The sequence below is a fragment of the Pseudoxanthomonas sp. PXM03 genome, from assembly GCF_014852005.1.
Lineage (GTDB): Bacteria > Pseudomonadota > Gammaproteobacteria > Xanthomonadales > Xanthomonadaceae > Pseudoxanthomonas_A.
The window spans coordinates 1,434,778-1,450,791 of the sequence record NZ_JACVAU010000001.1; the positions used below are offsets into that span (position 1 = coordinate 1,434,778).

At 68.1% G+C, this 16,014-nt stretch carries 16 protein-coding genes; 13 read left to right on the forward strand and 3 right to left on the reverse strand.

The window, feature by feature from the left end; all coding sequences use genetic code 11:
- Window positions 1–7: 7 nt before the first annotated feature.
- Together era and recO are read left to right on the forward strand one after the other, a co-directional pair.
- Window positions 8–946: a GTPase Era gene (gene era, locus IB223_RS06725; protein WP_192200832.1), complete on the forward strand. Its 939-nt coding sequence runs from the start codon at window positions 8–10 to the stop codon at window positions 944–946.
- Between the two features lie 16 nt (window positions 947–962).
- Window positions 963–1,706: a DNA repair protein RecO gene (gene recO / locus IB223_RS06730; protein WP_192200833.1), complete on the forward strand. Its 744-nt coding sequence runs from the start codon at window positions 963–965 to the stop codon at window positions 1,704–1,706.
- A 5-nt stretch (window positions 1,707–1,711) separates the two neighbouring features.
- On the opposite strand, the gene IB223_RS06735 is transcribed toward recO, so the two are convergent.
- Window positions 1,712–2,416: a response regulator gene (locus IB223_RS06735; RefSeq protein WP_192200834.1), complete on the reverse strand. Its 705-nt coding sequence runs from the start codon at window positions 2,414–2,416 to the stop codon at window positions 1,712–1,714.
- Between the two features lie 100 nt (window positions 2,417–2,516).
- Between IB223_RS06735 and rlmD the strand changes: the two genes are divergently transcribed.
- The 9 genes from rlmD (at window position 2,517) to IB223_RS06780 (ending at window position 10,659) form a co-directional block, all read left to right on the forward strand.
- On the forward strand, window positions 2,517–3,860 hold the full coding sequence (gene rlmD, locus IB223_RS06740; protein ID WP_192200835.1) for a 23S rRNA (uracil(1939)-C(5))-methyltransferase RlmD: 1,344 nt from the start codon (window positions 2,517–2,519) through the stop codon (window positions 3,858–3,860).
- Window positions 3,861–3,954: 94 nt separating this feature from the next.
- Window positions 3,955–4,473 (forward strand): CYTH domain-containing protein, encoded by a 519-nt coding sequence (locus IB223_RS06745; protein WP_192200836.1) that lies wholly within the window; start codon window positions 3,955–3,957, stop codon window positions 4,471–4,473.
- Window positions 4,474–4,483: 10 nt separating this feature from the next.
- The gene (gene nagZ, locus IB223_RS06750) at window positions 4,484–5,491 is read left to right on the forward strand and encodes a beta-N-acetylhexosaminidase (protein ID WP_192200837.1); all 1,008 of its coding nucleotides are present in this window, start codon (window positions 4,484–4,486) and stop codon (window positions 5,489–5,491) included.
- A complete protein-coding gene (locus IB223_RS06755) occupies window positions 5,491–6,060 on the forward strand; it encodes a hypoxanthine-guanine phosphoribosyltransferase (protein ID WP_192201277.1) in 570 nt (189 codons plus the stop codon). The genes nagZ and IB223_RS06755 overlap by 1 nt, the downstream gene beginning before the upstream one ends.
- 2 nt (window positions 6,061–6,062) lie before the next feature.
- A complete protein-coding gene (locus IB223_RS06760) occupies window positions 6,063–6,809 on the forward strand; it encodes an S-methyl-5'-thioinosine phosphorylase (RefSeq protein WP_192200838.1) in 747 nt (248 codons plus the stop codon).
- A gap of 91 nt (window positions 6,810–6,900) precedes the next feature.
- Window positions 6,901–7,107, forward strand: a complete 207-nt coding sequence (locus IB223_RS06765) for a cold-shock protein (protein ID WP_055942196.1) — start codon at window positions 6,901–6,903, stop codon at window positions 7,105–7,107.
- A 96-nt stretch (window positions 7,108–7,203) separates the two neighbouring features.
- Window positions 7,204–8,439, forward strand: a complete 1,236-nt coding sequence (locus IB223_RS06770; RefSeq protein ID WP_192200839.1) for an NAD(P)/FAD-dependent oxidoreductase — start codon at window positions 7,204–7,206, stop codon at window positions 8,437–8,439.
- Between the two features lie 88 nt (window positions 8,440–8,527).
- Window positions 8,528–10,156: an acyl-CoA dehydrogenase family protein gene (locus tag IB223_RS06775; RefSeq protein WP_192200840.1), complete on the forward strand. Its 1,629-nt coding sequence runs from the start codon at window positions 8,528–8,530 to the stop codon at window positions 10,154–10,156.
- Complete coding sequence (locus IB223_RS06780; protein ID WP_192200841.1) at window positions 10,153–10,659, forward strand: L,D-transpeptidase family protein; 507 nt, start codon at window positions 10,153–10,155, stop codon at window positions 10,657–10,659. The genes IB223_RS06775 and IB223_RS06780 overlap by 4 nt, the downstream gene beginning before the upstream one ends.
- A 19-nt stretch (window positions 10,660–10,678) precedes the next feature.
- Here IB223_RS06780 and fabR read toward each other — a convergent pair whose 3' ends face one another.
- Window positions 10,679–11,320, reverse strand: coding sequence for an HTH-type transcriptional repressor FabR (gene fabR / locus IB223_RS06785; RefSeq protein WP_225590959.1), 642 nt, complete (start codon window positions 11,318–11,320; stop codon window positions 10,679–10,681).
- 121 nt (window positions 11,321–11,441) lie between these two features.
- On the opposite strand from fabR, the gene IB223_RS06790 reads away from it, so the two are divergent.
- Entirely contained in the window at window positions 11,442–12,545 is a 1,104-nt protein-coding gene (locus tag IB223_RS06790; RefSeq protein ID WP_192200843.1) for a ferredoxin reductase, read from the forward strand.
- Window positions 12,545–13,705, forward strand: a complete 1,161-nt coding sequence (locus tag IB223_RS06795) for an acyl-CoA desaturase (protein ID WP_192200844.1) — start codon at window positions 12,545–12,547, stop codon at window positions 13,703–13,705. Before IB223_RS06790 ends, IB223_RS06795 begins: the two co-directional genes overlap by 1 nt.
- 458 nt (window positions 13,706–14,163) lie before the next feature.
- Here the strand turns inward: IB223_RS06795 and IB223_RS06800 are convergent, their stop codons facing one another.
- Window positions 14,164–15,945 (reverse strand): ABC transporter transmembrane domain-containing protein, encoded by a 1,782-nt coding sequence (locus IB223_RS06800; RefSeq protein WP_192200845.1) that lies wholly within the window; start codon window positions 15,943–15,945, stop codon window positions 14,164–14,166.
- Window positions 15,946–16,014 lie beyond the last annotated feature (69 nt).

Here is a 16,014-nt window from a genome sequence, read left to right on the forward strand (position 1 = left end):
CCCCCCGGTGAGCGATTCCTCCTCCCACCGCAGCGGCAGTGTTGCCGTCATCGGTCGCCCCAATGTGGGCAAGTCCACGCTGACCAATGCGCTGGTCGGTGCCAAGGTCAGCATCACCTCCAACCGTCCGCAGACCACGCGGCACCGCCTGCTCGGCATCGCGACCTTCGCGGCGAACAAGGACCGGCCCGCAGGCCAGATCGTGCTGGTCGATACGCCGGGCCTGCACAAGCAGCAGGGCAAGTTCTCCGCTTCGGCGATGAGCCGGGTGATGAACCGGGCGGCCCGTGGTGCGCTGGAAGAGGTCGAAGCGGCCCTGATGGTGGTGGAAGCCGGCCGCTGGGACGAAGAGGACACGCTGGCCTACAACGTGCTGCGCGATGCGGGGATTCCGGTGGTGCTGGTGGTCAACAAGGTCGACCGGATCAAGGAAAAGGCGGCGATGTTGCCTTTCCTCGCCGAGGTCGCGCAGGACCGGCAATTTGCCGCTGTGCATCCGGTGTCCGCGCTGAAACGCAATGGCCTGGACGCGTTGGTGAAGGACATCCTGGCGCTACTGCCGGAGCAGCCACCGATGTTCGGCGAAGACGAGATCACCGACCGCAGCGAGCGTTTCCTCGCGGCCGAACTGGTGCGCGAACAGTTGATGCGCCAGCTGGGCGCAGAGCTGCCGTACGCCACCACCGTCGAAATCGAGAACTTCACCACCGAAGACTCGCCGAAAGGCGAGCTGGCCCGCATCGGTGCGGTGATCTGGGTGGAGCGCGAGAGCCAGAAGGCCATCGTGATCGGCAAGGGCGGCGCGCGGCTGAAGGAGATCGGCAGCAAGTCGCGCCAGCAGATGGAGCATCTGTTCGGCCGCAAGGTGTTCCTTGAAACCTGGGTGCGCGTGCGCGAGGGCTGGTCCGACGACGAGACCGCACTCAAGGCCTTCGGGTATGAATGAGCCCGCGCGGGCCTGAATGCGCATCACCGGCGAGACCGCCTTCGTCCTGCATGCGCGCCCCTGGCGCGAGACCAGCCTGCTGGTCGAAGTCCTGGGCCGGGAACAGGGACGCCTGGGGCTGGTCGCGCGGGGTGTGCAGGGGCCGAAGAAGCATGTCCTGCGCGCCGCGCTGCAGCCGCTGCAATGCATCCGGCTTGATTGCGACCTGCGGGGCGAACTGGCGCGGCTGGTGAGCGCGGAGGCGCTGGACGCGGCACCGCAGCCCGCCGGCGACGCCATGCTGGCCGCGTTCTATCTCAGTGAACTCGTGCTGCGGCTGGTACCGCGCCACGATCCGCTGCCCGAGCTTTTCGACGCCTATGCGCAGGCACGCGAACGACTGCGGTTGCGTGACGGACTGGCGTGGTCGCTGCGACGGTTCGAACGCGACCTGCTGGACGCACTGGGTGTCGGCTTCGCGCTCGATGTGGATGGCGATGGTGAGCCGGTGGACCCGGCGGCGCGCTACCTGCTGGATCCGGAGCACGGCCCGCGTCGCCTGCACAGCGATCGCGGCCACGGGGAGCGCAGCCAGGCGGCCACCGGTCGCGCGCTGCTCGCCTTGGCGAAGGATGCGACGCCTTCGCCCGACGATCTCGTCAGCCTGCGTTTGCCGATGCGTTCGGTGCTGGCGCACCATCTCGGCCCGAGGGGGCTCAAATCGTGGGAAATGATCGGTGACCTGGGGCGCCTGAAACACCGCAGCGCCACGACGGACTGATGGCGTCAGGCGGCCGGCGACAGCAGGCGTCTGCTCGCTTCGGCAAAGGCGTCGCGCAGCCCCGCGTCGGTGGGCGCTGCATGCCAGCGGGCCGCGACACCGGCCAGCGCACGGGCCCCTGCGAAGCCGCAGCTGGCCTGCAGCCGGTGCAACTGGGCGCGCAGCGCTGCTTCATCCGCACGGGTGAACGCCTCCAGGCAGGCCGCAGTTGCCGCGGGCAACTCGGACAGGAACAACTCCCGCAGCAGCACCGCGTGTTCGCGATTGCCGGCGAGTGCGGCAAGTGCGGCAGCTTCGTCCCAGTCGGGAAGCGCCTGCGCCGACGGGAGGCTGGTGCCGCCTGCCAGCACATCGCGCACTGCGCGTTGCAGTGCCTGAGCCGAGAGTGGCTTGACCAGCACATCGGCGAAGCCGGCCTGGACCAGCTGTTCGCGTGTTGCGGGTGTCGCATCGGCCGTATGCGCCAATGCGGGCGTGGACGGATGGCGCGCGCGCAGGCATTGCAGCAGCGCCGCTCCGGTGCCGTCGGGCAGGTTGGCGTCGATCAACCACGCGTCGAAGGCGAGCGGAAACGCCAGCGCCTGCGCGCAGTCCGCCGCGCGCTGCACGCGCGCAGGCAGTGCGGACAGGGCGGCCGACAGGAACTCGGCACTGATGGGGTCGTCTTCCACCAGCAGGAGCATCGGCATCGTGCCGTCGGTGAGGGTCATGGTCGGGCATCCTGCGGACTGGTCCCATCTTAGCGTCGGCGGGGGCGGGCGGCGCCCATGCGACAATGCGGCCCCGCCAACACACGCAGCCTGACGCCACGTGGCACGTACCCGCTCCCCCCGCATCGACAAGACCCCCTTCGAAGCCACCATCACCGACCTGACCCACGACGGACGGGGCGTCGCCCGCCGCGATGGCAAGGCCGTGTTCGTTTCCGGCGCATTGCCGGGCGAGCGGGTGATGGCCGAACAGACGGCCAAGAACCGCCATTTCGACGAAGCGAAGGCGCTCGAGGTGCTGGATGCTTCCCCCGACCGCGTCACGCCACGTTGCCCGCATTTCGGCACCTGTGGCGGCTGCGTGCTGCAGCACCTGGACGAGGCCCGGCAGATCGAGGCCAAGCAGCGAGTGCTGCTGGAGAACCTGGAGCGCATCGGCCACGTCACGCCACGGGCGGTGCTGCCGCCGCTGACCGGTGCCGCCTGGGGATACCGCCGCAAGGGCCGCTTCTCCGTGCGCCGGGTCAACAAGAAGGACAAGACGCTGGTCGGTTTCCGCGAACAGGATCCGCGTTTCGTCGCCGACCTGTCCGAATGCCACACCGTCATCCCGGGGATCGGCACGAAGATCACCGCGCTGGCCGAGCTGGTCGAAAGCCTCGACGCGCGCGAGCACATCCCTCAGATCGAATTCATCGCGGGCGACGCCGATGCGGACTTCAGTGGCATCGCGCTGGTGTTCCGCCATCTGCTGCCGCTGAGCGAGGGCGACCGCGGGAAGCTCGCGACGTTCGGCCAGGCCACCCGTTTCGCCATCTTCCTGCAGCCGGGCGGACTGGAAAGCGTGCATGCCTTGTGGCCGGAGGCGCCGCAGCTGGCGTTCGCGCTGGCGCCGTGGGACGTGTCGCTGGCCTTCCGTCCGCTGGACTTCATCCAGGTGAACGCGGCGCTCAACGAGAAGATGATCGCGCGGACTTTCGAACTGCTCGACCCGCAGCCGCAGGACCGTGTGCTCGACCTGTTCTGCGGACTGGGCAACTTCACCCTGCCGATGGCACGCCTGGTGGGCGAGGTCGTGGGCGTGGAAGGCGAGGCGGGTCTTGTCGTGCGTGCGCGCGACAATGCCGTCCGCAACGGGCTGGTCAACGCGCACTTCCACGCGGCGGACCTGACCCAGGACCAGCGTGGTACGCCGTGGATGCGCCAGGGCTTCGACAAGCTGCTGCTCGATCCGCCGCGTTCCGGTGCCATCGAGGTGCTGCAGCAGTTACCGCTCAGGCAGTTCGACCGCATCGTCTACGTCAGCTGCCATCCAGGCTCGCTGGCACGCGACGCGGGTTACCTGGTCAACGAGCAGGGCTACACGCTGGTGTCGGCCGGCGTGATGGACATGTTCCCGCACACGGCGCATGTGGAGAGCATCGCGCTGTTCGAAAGGAAGTGATCCCTGCTGGAGGGGCTTCGGCCCCGACACCGGGACGATCGGGAAAAGCGGTCGGGGCTGAAGCCCCTCCTACAACAACGCAGGGCTTCACTCGATGGGCATCGAAATCGAACGCAAATTCCTGGTCACCGGCGACGCCTGGCGCGATGCCGCGCACGAGGTCGTGCCGATGGCGCAGGGCTACATCAACGACATGGGGGCGATGGATCGCGGTGAACAGAAGGCCTCGGTGCGCGTGCGCATCCAGGGCGATGCCGCCTTCCTCAACCTGAAATCGCGCGAGCTGGGCGCCACCCGGCAGGAATTCGACTACGCCATCCCCGTTGCCGACGCCCGCGCGTTGCTGGCGCTGTGCGTGGGCGGCGTGATCGACAAGCGTCGGCACTACGTGCGGCACGAAGGCCACCTGTGGGAAGTCGACGAGTTCGTGGGCGCCAACGCGGGGCTGGTGGTGGCGGAAATCGAACTTGACCGTGCCGATGAAGACTTCGTGAAACCTGCCTGGGCCGGCAAACAGGTCACCGACACCGCCCGCTATTACAATCTTGCCCTGGCGTCGCGTCCATACGGACAGTGGTCCGACGACGAACGCACCGCCACCGATATTCCCTGAGGAACACCCCATGCTCGTCATCGGCATCGCCGGCACAGAACTCACCGCGCAGGAACGCGACTGGCTGCAACACGACGCCGTCGCAGGCGTCATCCTGTTCACCCGCAACTTCGCCTCGCGTGCGCAGGTGGCGGAACTGTCGCAGGCCATCCGCGCCGCCGCGCCGCGTCCGCAGCTGGTCTGCGTGGACCAGGAAGGCGGGCGCGTGCAGCGCTTCCGCGACGGTTACAGCGATCTGCCGGCGCTGGAAGGCTTCGGCAAGCTCTATGCGCGGGAGCCGCAGCTGGCGCTGCAGCGCGCCGAAGAGCACGCGTGGCTGATGGCCAGCGAGATTCTCGCCAGCGGCGTGGACCTGAGCTTTGCGCCGGTGGTGGACCTTGCGCGTGGCAACCGCGCCATCGGCAATCGCGCCTTCGACGCCGATCCGCAGATCGTGGCCGAGTTCACCCGCGCGTACATCCGCGGCATGCACGCGGCCGGCATGGCGGCCACGCTGAAGCACTTCCCCGGCCACGGCACGGTGCTGGAAGACACCCACTTCGACGACGCCGTCGATCCGCGCGGCCTGGACGTACTGCGCGCCGAGGACCTGGTTCCGTTCGTCGCCGGCATCGAGGCCAAGGCCGATGCGGTGATGATGGGGCACGTGAAATATCCGGCGGTGGCACCGGAACCGGCGGGTTACTCGCCGTTCTGGATCCAGAAGATCCTGCGCGACGAGATGGGTTTCCGCGGGGTGGTGTTCTCGGACGACATCGGCATGGCCGCGGCATTCTCGGCAGGCGGCGTGAAACAGCGCATCCATGACCACCTGGACGCCGGATGCGACGTGGTGCTGGTGTGTTCGCCCAAGCTGGTGGACGAGTCGCTGAAGGCGGTGGAAGGCCGCGCACTGAATACCGCCGCCGTGCTCGGGGTACTGGGCCGTGGCGCACTGGGGTGGGACGGCCTGATCGCCGATGCGCGCTATGGCGACACACAGGCGCGCGTGCTCGACAGTCTCACGGGAGTTGCATGATGGAATCGCTGGGCAATCCGAAGCCGAAGCTGGCCGACGCGCTGGCCAATGCCGACCTGCTGGTCGACCGCGCGACGATAGACCGCGCCATCGCCACGATGGCCGCGCCGATCGCGCGTGACTACGCGGGCGAGGTGCCGGTCTACCTGACCATCATGCACGGCGCGCTTCCGTTCGCCGGACAGCTGTCGCTGGAACTGGGCGCGCTGGGGTTGGACCTGGAGTTCGACTACCTGCACGCCACCCGCTATCGCGGCGAGACCACGGGCGGGGAGCTGGTGTGGAAGCATCGCCCCGCGACCGCACTCTACGGTCGCCGTGTGCTGCTGGTGGACGACATCCTCGACGAAGGCCATACGCTGCTTGCAGTGAAGCAGTGGTGCCTGGAGCAGGGCGCCACCGACGTGCGCATCGCCGCGCTGACCACCAAGCAGCATGATCGCTGCGTGCCGGGCATTTGCGCCGACTACGTAGGGCTGGAAGTCGCGGACCGCTATGTGTTCGGTTTCGGCATGGACTACCACGAGCAGGGTCGCAACCTGCCGGGTATCTACGCGCTGAAGGACTGACCATGGCCGACATCGCGCTTGCCGTCATCGGCGGTACCGGCGTCTACAGGCTCGCCGACCTGCAGGACGTGGAGACGAAGGAGCTGCACACCCGTTTCGGTGCGCCGTCCGGCCCTGTCCGCATCGGCACGCTGGACGGGCGACGCGTGGCGTTCCTTGCCCGCCACGGCGAGGGCCATTCGGTGCCGCCGCACCTGGTCAACTACCGCGCCAACCTGCAGGTGCTGAAGGACCTCGGCGCCACCCGGGTGCTGGCGTTGAACACCGTCGGCGGCATCACCGATGCCTGCGGTCCGCGTGTACTGGCGTGCCCGGACCAACTGATCGATTACACCTGGGGCCGGATCTCGACGATCTGCGAGGAGCCCGGCAGCGAGGTGCTGCATGTCGACTTCGGTGATCCGTACACGCATTTACTTCGTCAGCAGATCCTCTCCGCGGCCCGCGAGGCCGGCGTGGATCTGGTGGATGGCGGCTGCTACGGGGCCACGCAGGGACCGCGTCTGGAGACCCGCGCCGAGATACGCCGGATGCGCCGCGATGGCTGCGATCTGGTCGGCATGACGGGCATGCCCGAAGCCGGTCTGGCACGGGAAATGGGCCTGGAATACGCCTGCCTGGCCATCGTCGCCAACTGGGCGGCGGGTTGCGGCACCGACGAGGAAATCACGATGGACGAGGTGCTGGCGAACGTGGCCGCTGCATCGGCCGGGATCCCGGCCCTGGTGGCGGCGCTCGCACGCAGGTGATTGTCAACGCGCGCCGGCCTTTGCATACTCGGCGTGTGCGGCGTCATCGCCGCACATTCCACCCGCATCCAGAAAAGGAAATACAAGCGCTATGCCGTACGGTACCGTGAAATGGTTCAACGATGCCAAGGGCTTCGGATTCATCGCGCCAGAAGATGGCAGCGCCGATGTCTTTGCGCACCACACCGCCATCAACAGCAAGGGCTTCCGCAGCCTGCAGGAAGGCCAGCGCGTCAGTTACGAGCTGACCCAGGGCCCGAAGGGTGCACAGGCGTCCAACATCACGCCGGCAGCCTGATCCAAGACGATTTTCTTGAACCCCGCTCCGGCGGGGTTTTTTAACGCCTGCATTCCGGCGCATCGCACGTCCGGCAGGAAAGGAACGCGGTACCCGATGGACTCCCTGCACATCGCCATCGTCGGTTATGGCACCGCTGGCCAGGCTGCGGCGCTGCTGCTGGCGCGCGACGGCCACCGGGTGGAGGTCTTCGAACGTGCGGAACAACCCGGGCCGGTCGGCGCGGGCTTCCTGCTGCAACCGACCGGACTGCAGGTGCTGTGGGAACTGGGCCTGCTGCCCGATGTGCTGGCGCATGGCCGGCGGGTCAATCGCCTGTATGGCGAAACGCCCTGCGGTCGTGCGGTGATGGACATGCGCTACGCCGGACTGGACGCGCACTTGTTCGGGCTGGGCATGCAGCGCGGAGCGTTGTTCACGCTGCTGGCGGAGGCATGGGCGGGGCAGGGCGAGATCCATCGTGGTCACGCCATCGAGGCCGTCAGTGACGATACGCGTCGCGTACGCGACCAGCATGGCCGCTGGCATGGTCCGTTCGACCTGGTGGTGAGCGCTGACGGTTCGGCTTCACGACTGCGCGTGGCCACCCGAGCCGTGAAGCGCGAGGCCGTCTATCCGTGGGGTGCGTTGTGGCGACTGGTGCCACAGGGCGATTGGCGCTGGAATGATGAGCTGCGCCAGCGTTACGTGGCCGCGCGCAAGATGATCGGGTTGCTGCCGGTGGGCACCCGGCCCGGTGATGGAATACCGCGGTTGAGCTTCTTCTGGAGTCTGCCCGTCAGCGACTTCGATGCCTGGCGCGCGCGCGGTCTGCCGGCATGGCGCGAGGAAGTGGCAGGCCTGTGGCCCGAGGCCGACGCCTGCCTGGCCGACACCGTGGACGCCGACCAACTCGCGCGCGCCAGCTATCGCGACGTGACCCTGCGGCAGTGGTACAGGGACCGTCTCGTCGTGATCGGGGACGCCGCGCATGGCATGAGTCCGCAGTTGGGCCAGGGCGTCAACATGGCGCTGATGGACGCGATGGCCCTGCGCGACGCGCTGCGCGTGCAGGGCGATGTCCTGGCGGCGCTGGAGGCGTATCAGCGCGGACGCCGGGCGCATGTCGGCGTCTACCAGTTCTGGAGCCGCTGGCTGACCCCGATCTTCCAGTCCGACCGGGACCTCATCGCGCATGCCCGCGATCTGGCGTTCCTCCCGATGGGCCGGCTGCCGGGTGGGCGCGGCCACATGCTGCGGGTGCTGAGCGGCACGCAGCACGGCTTCTTCCGCAAGCTGCAGCTGAAGCAGGCGTTCCTCGGGACGCTTCGCGACCTCTCCCCCTCAGTGTAGGGGCATTGCAATCAGTGGCAGGGCCCGCAGCGCATCCACGCGCCGCGCTGAATTGCGCGAGAATCCGGGCGTGCAACGGGAACTGACGATGAGCGAACTTCCTCCGTTCCAAACGCATTCCGTGGAGAACCAGCCACCTCTTTTCGCGCCTCGCGACCTGTGGGCGGACGACATCGTGTTGCGCGAGTGCGTGATGCGTGATGGCGCAGGCGCGTTCGCCCCCCGGCTGGCGACCTATGGCGCGCTGGCGGGCGACGCGCTCTACCGTCTTGGCTTCGATGCGAATCGGGACCGGCCGCGCCTGCGCACCCATGACCAGCACGGCCATCGCATCGACCTGGTGGAATTCCATCCCGCCTATCACCAGCTGATGGAGGCGGCGAAGACGCATGGTGTCGCCGGCCTGTCGTGGCACGAGCCGTTGCCCGGCGCACACGTCGCGCGCGCTGCGTTGAGTTATCTGCATCACCAGGCGGAAGCGGGCACCAGTTGTCCCCTGACGATGACGCATGCGGCCGTCCCCGTCCTGCAGCGCGAGCCTGCGCTGCGCGAATGGGCGACGAAGGCGGCCGCGCCGCACTACGATCCGCGCGACGTGCCTATTGGCGGCAAGACCGGCATCACGCTGGGCATGGGCATGACCGAAAAGCAGGGCGGTTCCGACGTGCGGGCGAACGCCACCACCGCCACGCCGGACGCCGACGGCACCTACACGCTGGTCGGGCACAAGTGGTTCTTCTCCGCGCCGATGTGCGATGGCTTCCTGGTGCTGGCACAGGCGCCGGGCGGGCTGACGTGCTTCCTGATGCCGCGCCGGCGGGAAGGCGGTGCGAAGAATGCATTCCGGCTGGTGCGGCTGAAGGACAAGCTGGGCGACTGGGCGAATGCGTCGAGCGAAGTGGAATTCACTGGCGCGCAGGCATGGCGTGTCGGCGACGAAGGACGCGGTGTGGCCACCATCATCGAGATGGTGATGCTGACCCGACTCGACTGCATGCTGGGGTCATCCGCCGAGATGCGGATGGCGCTGGCGCAGGCAATGCATCATGCGCGCCATCGCCGCACGTTCGGCAAGGCGCTTGTGGAACACGCCCTGATGCGCAACGTGCTGGCCGATCTGGCGCTGGAGTCCGAGGCGGCGACCACCTTCGCGCTGCGCGTGGCACGCGCGGTGGATACGGCGCCGCGCGATCCACGCGAGGCCGCCTTCGCGCGCATTGCCACGGCCGCCGGAAAATACTGGCTCTGCAAGCGCGCGCCCGCGTTTGTCAACGAGGCGCAGGAATGCCTGGGCGGTGCCGGCTACGTGGAAGAATCGATCCTGCCGCGGCTGTACCGGCAGGCGCCGTTGAACTCGATCTGGGAAGGCAGTGGCAACATCCAGTGCCTCGACGTACTGCGCGCCCTCGCGCGCGAACCCGAGACCGTGCAGGCGGTAGGCGACGAACTGGCCGCCGCTTCCGGGCACGATGCGACGTTCGATGCGTTCGTCGATCGCCTGCGTGTCGACCTCGCCGCCGCCCGCGAAGCCGGTGCGCGCCTGCTGGTGGAGCGTCTGGCGCTTGCGTTGCAGGCGTCGGTGCTGCTGCGCGCGGGCAGTCCGGCCGCGACCTTGTTCATCCGCAGCCGGTTGGGCGGGGAGCATGGCCTGGCGTTCGGCACGCTTCCGGCGGAGGTGGACGCAGCGCCCCTGCTGGCGCGGGCGTTACCGGCATGAGCGCCTGGCGCTGGATGTTCGCGTTGCTGGCTGTGTTGGGGCCGTCGTCGCAGGCGCGCGAACACGGGGATTGGCCGCCGCCCTTGCTGCCCGCTGCGCAGCAAGCCGACGCGATCCGTGTCCAAAAGGCGCAGCGCCGCATGGCGCTGTTGCGCGGTGGGCGCACCCTCGCCACGTATCGCATCGTCCTGGGGGGCGCACCGGTGGGGCACAAGCGCGAGCAGGGCGACCAGCGCACGCCGGAAGGCGATTACCGCATCACCTACCGCAACGGACGCAGCCGCTTCCATCTGTCGTTGCGCATTTCCTATCCGGATGCGGCCGACCGTCGACAGGCGCTTGCGCGTGGCGTCGATCCGGGCGGCGACATCATGATCCATGGCGCCACCCCGCCGGGTTCACGCGCTGACTGGACGGAGGGCTGCATTGCCGTGACCAACGCGGAAATGGAAGCGATCTGGCAACGCGTGCCGGTGGGTACGCCGATCAGCATCGAACCCTGATGGGCGCGTTGCCGGTCCGTCAGCGTTGGCCGCCCCCGCGGGAGGCCAGCGCGCGCGAGCCGGTGATGATCATGCGGACCATCTCGGACAGTTGCTCGATCAGTTCCTGATCCTTCTCCGGCGGCAGATCCATCGCCGTGGCGCCCATCGCGAACACCAGCCGGGTGATGGCCTTGGATACCAGCGCCGGTTCGTACAGCGGGGCGTTGTCGCGCGTGGCCAGCCGCACCAGGTCCATGCACAGCTCTTCTTCGAAGAACTGCAGCTCGAGCTCCACCGCGTGCTTGAACGCATCCGAACCCACATTGCCTTCGCGCAAAAGCACGTGCAGCAGCTTGTCGTCGGCGCGCAGCTGTTCGATGAACGCCTCCACCGAGCCGCGCACCACGCTGCGGTCGCTGCTGTAGGCGCGGTGGCGCGCCTCGCCGATGATCTTGCGCAGCGAGCGGCCGGCCAGATCGATCAACGCGACGGCCAGCTCGTCCATGTCGCGGAACTGGCGATAGAAGCTGTTGGGGGCGATGCCGGCCTCGCGGGCCACTTCGCGCAGGCTCAGCGTGGACACGCTGCGATGCGGGCCCACCAGTTTCAGCGCGGCCGCCATCAGGTCTTCGCGCGAGATCGACGCCTTGCGGCCGGGGCCGTTGTCGTCGTGGGGCAGCGGTTGCGGGTATGAAGTCACGCGGGAAGGCCGGACGTGCGGAGTGATGGGGGCATCATAGCCTCGTAAATTAATATACAACTGTATACACATCCGTCCTTGCAGGGGTATAGTGCTGGCCATGAATGCCCAGATCCGTCCGTCCCCCCGCCGGCCCGGTCCCCTGAAACGGCTGATCCGGCCGCTCGTCAAGCCGGATGTGTTCGATTTCTGGGCCACCCGCTTGCATCGCACCTGGACCTGGGAGCGCCCGCTGGCCCGGCTTGTCGCCCGCGAATCCGCCTCCGCGGACGCGGTCACCCTGCTGTTCAAGCCGAACCGCCACTGGGCTGGCCATCGCGCTGGCCAGCATGTGAACCTGGGCATCGAGATCGATGGGGTGCGGGTTACCCGCAGCTACAGCCTGACGTCGCCCCCGCGGGCGGACGGGTTGCTGCCGGTGACGGTGAAGGCGATCGAGGGCGGCAAGGTCAGCCGTTACCTGCACTCGACGGCCCGCATGGGCGAGATCGTCGAGCTGGGGCAGGCGTTCGGCGACATGACGCTGCCGGCAGCGCCGACAGGCGCCTATCTGCTGCTCGCCGCGGGCAGCGGCATCACTCCGCTCATGGCGCTGGTGCGTGAACTGGCCGGGCAGGGCATGCCGGTCGGGCTGACGCTGCTTTACTGGGTGCGCCGGCGCGAGGAGGCCTGCTTCCTCGACGAACTGCGGACGCTCACCGCCGCCCATCCGGGTTTCCACTTCCGGTTGCTGCTCACGCGCGAAGCCGCGTCGGCCGGCGACGAAGCCGAAGGCCGGATCGATGACACGGTGCTCTCCGCGCAGACGGGCGATCCCGCCATGCAACAGGTGATCGCCTGCGGGCCGGGCGGGTTCGTCGAAACCGCGCGTGGCCTGCTGGCCTCGCGCGTGGCCTCGTTCCAGGCCGAAGCGTTCACCGCCCCGCCGGTACTGGTGGTGGACGAGGGCGAGGTCGACATCCGCCTGCAACGCAGCGGGCGCACGCTGCGCGTGCCGCGTGGCGAATCCCTGCTGGTGGCCCTGGAGCAGCACGGCCTCAATCCGCCGTCCGGCTGCCGCATGGGCATCTGCAATACCTGCGCCTGCGGCAAGTCCGCCGGCAGCACGCGCCACCTGCCCAGTGGCGCGCTGATGCATGAACCCACCCAGGCGTTGAAGCTGTGCATCCACAGCGCCGCCACCGACATCGAGCTGGATCTGTAATGGCGACCCTTTCCTCCCCCCCCAACCGCAGTCTCACCACCGACGAACTGGATCGCTTCGGCGAGGAGCTGGACGCCCTGCGTGCGCGTACCGTGGCGACGCTGGGCCAGCGCGATGCGCGCTATATCCGCAACGTGGTCAAAGCGGTGCGTTACACCAACCTGGCCGGCCGCGTGCTGTTGCTCGCCGCCGCGATCGCCGGTGGCCTGTGGCTGGCCGACAGCGCGGTGGGCTGGCTGTTCTGGGTGCTGTGGGCGCTGGGCGCACTGTCGCTGGGCCTGGGCAAGATCCTCGACAACATGGAGCTGGGCCATAACGTGATCCATGGCCAGTACGACTGGCTGGGCGACCCGCAGCTCAACGGCAAGACCTACGACTGGGACATTGTCGCCACCAGCGAGAACTGGCGGCACACGCACAATTTCCGCCACCACACGTACACCAACGTGCGTGGCATGGACGACGACATCGGCTATGGCCTGCTGCGCATCTTCCCGGAGCAGAAGTGGAAGCCTTTCTACCTGGCGCAGCCGGTGGTCGCGGTGGTGTTCGCGCTGCTGTTCCAGTGGGGCATCGCCATCCAGGACCTCAAGCTGGGCCGCTGGTGGCACGGCAAGATGACCACCCAGCAGCTGCGTCGCAAGTCCGCCCCGGTGGTGCGCAAGATGGGGCGCCAGCTGGCCAAGGACTACGTGATCTATCCGGCGCTGGCTGGGCCTTTCTTCCTGCCGGTACTGCTGGGCAACCTGGTCGCCAACGGCCTGCGCAACGTGTGGACCTACGTGATCATCTTCTGCGGGCATTTCACCGCCAATGCGGAGACGTTCCCCAAGGAATGCATCAAGAACGAGTCACGTGGCCACTGGTACCTGCGCCAGTTGCGTGGTTCGTCCAACCTGCGCGGCGGATTCCTGATCAACGTGCTGTCGGGCAACCTGAGCCACCAGATCGAGCACCACTTCTTCCCCGATATCCCGGCCAACCGTTACGCCGAGATGGCACGCGAGGTGCGCGCGATCTGTGCCCGCTACGGCCAGCACTACAACACGGGCACGCTGCTCACCCAGTTCGGGCAGGTCTGCTGGCGCATCGTGCGCCATGCCTTCCCCAGCCGCCCGCGACGCGCGATGGCGCTGGTCCAGGCGGAAGCCGCCGCGTAAGGGCCAGGCGCCGCCATCCGGCGGTGCCGCAGCGCGCGCCGCAAGCGCGATGTCGCGCCTGAGTCGCCATTCGGCAAAGAATGAAGCGGCGATCAGGCCCGTACCCAGCAGGCCGAACCACTGGAACCAGGGGTTCTCGAAGACCTCGTCGGCCAGGTCGTTGTCCTGCAACGGGAGGCGCAGCAGGCGTACTTCGTCAGCCAACGCATCCGTACCGGAGTCGCCACGATGAGCGGCCTCCTCCGCCTGCAGCGCCAGGCGCGACATCGCCCGGCTTCCCGTGGCATCAGCGCCTTCGCGGCGTTCCGCCGTGACGACCCGTGCGCTGGTCAGCAGGATCAGCGTGGTGCCCAGGCCAACGCAGCAAAGGCGCAAGTGATTCCTGGATCATGCGCGGGCTCCGGTCCTGGCCTGCCGCATCGCAGTGCAAGCCGCCCTCGGATGGCCTCCCGGCAGGGTCAGTCCAGAAACTGCAGTCGCGCAAGCTCGGCGTACAGGCCGTCCTGCGCCAGCAGTTCCGTATGCGTGCCCTGCGCGACGATGCGGCCACGGTCCATCACCACGATGCGGTCGGCCTTCAACACGGTGGCCAGCCGATGCGCGATGACCAGGGTGGTGCGGCCCTCCATCAGCCTTTCCAGTGCCTGCTGCACCGCGCGCTCGCTCTGTGCGTCGAGCGCGCTGGTGGCTTCGTCCAGCAGCAGGATGGGCGCATCCTTCAGTAGCGCCCGGGCGATGGCGATGCGCTGCTGCTGGCCGCCCGACAGGCGCGCGCCACGTTCGCCGAGCTGGCTGTCGAAGCCTTCCGGCAACTCGCGCAGGAAGTCGTCCGCCTCCGCCGCCTCGGCCGCCGCCTGCAGCTCGGCATCGGTGGCATCCAGCTTGCCGTAGCGAATGTTCTCCGCAGCACTGGCTGCGAAGATGGTGGGCTGCTGTGGCACCAGCGCGATGTGTTCTCGCAGGGCGGAAGGATCCAGCTCTCGCAGGTCCACGCCATCGACACGCACGCTGCCGGTCTGCGCATCGTGGAAGCGCAGCAACATCGAGAACACGGTGCTCTTGCCTGCGCCGGACGGTCCGACCAGGGCGACGGTTTCGCCGGGCTCGACGGTGAGGTCGAAGCCGTCCAGCGCGGGCAGGTCGGGGCGCGACGGGTAGTGGAACGAGACGTTGTCGAAGCGGATCTCGCCTTTGACCGGCTGCGGCAACGTGCAGGGTTGTGTCGGCGCCTGGATGACAGGTGTTTCGCCCAGCAACTCCGCGATGCGGCCCATGCCACCGGCCGCGCGTTGCAGTTCGTTCCATACCTCGGCCAGTGCACCGACCGATCCGCCGCCGATCAGCGCATACAGCACGAACTGGCCCAGCGTGCCCGCGCTCATCGTGCCGTCGATCACGTCATGCGCGCCCGACCAGAGCACCAGCGTGATCGCGCCGAAGATCAGGGTGATGGCCGCTGCTGTCACCCATGCCTGCGCGCGGATGCGCTTGCGGGCGGTTTCCACGGCGGTCGCGATGGCGGCACCGAAGCGGCCACGTTCGTAGGGTTCGCGTGCGTGCGCCTGCACGGTGCGGACGGCACCCAGGGTTTCGCTGGCCAGCGTGTTGGCATCGGCCACGCGGTCCTGGCTGGCGCGCGACGCTTTCTCCAGTCGGCGGGCACCCAGCACGATGGGCAGCACCGCCAGGGGGATGCCGATCAGCGCGAAGGCCGCCAGTCGGGGGCTGGTGACGAACAGCATCGCCAGGCTGCCGATCACGGTGACGCTGCTGCGCAGCGCCACCGACATGCTGGTGGCCACTACCGTGCGCAGAAGTTCGCTGTCGGCGGACAGTCGCGATACGAGCTCGCCGCTACGGCTGCGGTCATGGAATTCGGCATCCAGTCCGATCAGGTGTCCGTACAGCTGGCCGCGCAGGTCCGCGACGACCTTTTCGCCCAGCAGGGACACGAAGTAGAAGCGCGCCGCGCTGGCCAGCGCCAGCACGACCGCCACCACGAACAGGAACAGGAACGCACGGTTGATGTTCGCGCCGTCGGTGAAGCCGTTGTCGATCATCTGCCGGAACGCGACCGGCAGGCTCAGCGTCGCCGCGGACGCCAGCGCCAGCGCCAGCAGCCACGCGGTGAACAGTCCGCCGTGCTGGCGCACGAAGGGCCACAGGGCGCGCAGGGTGCCGAGCTTGGCCTTGGGCTTGGGGGCCGCAGCGCTGTCCGCGGTGGTGGCGTTGTCGTTCATCGGCATCCGGAATCGAAGTGGTTGTGGGAGGGGCTTCAGCCGCGACCGGAATGTGTCGTCCCGGGTCGC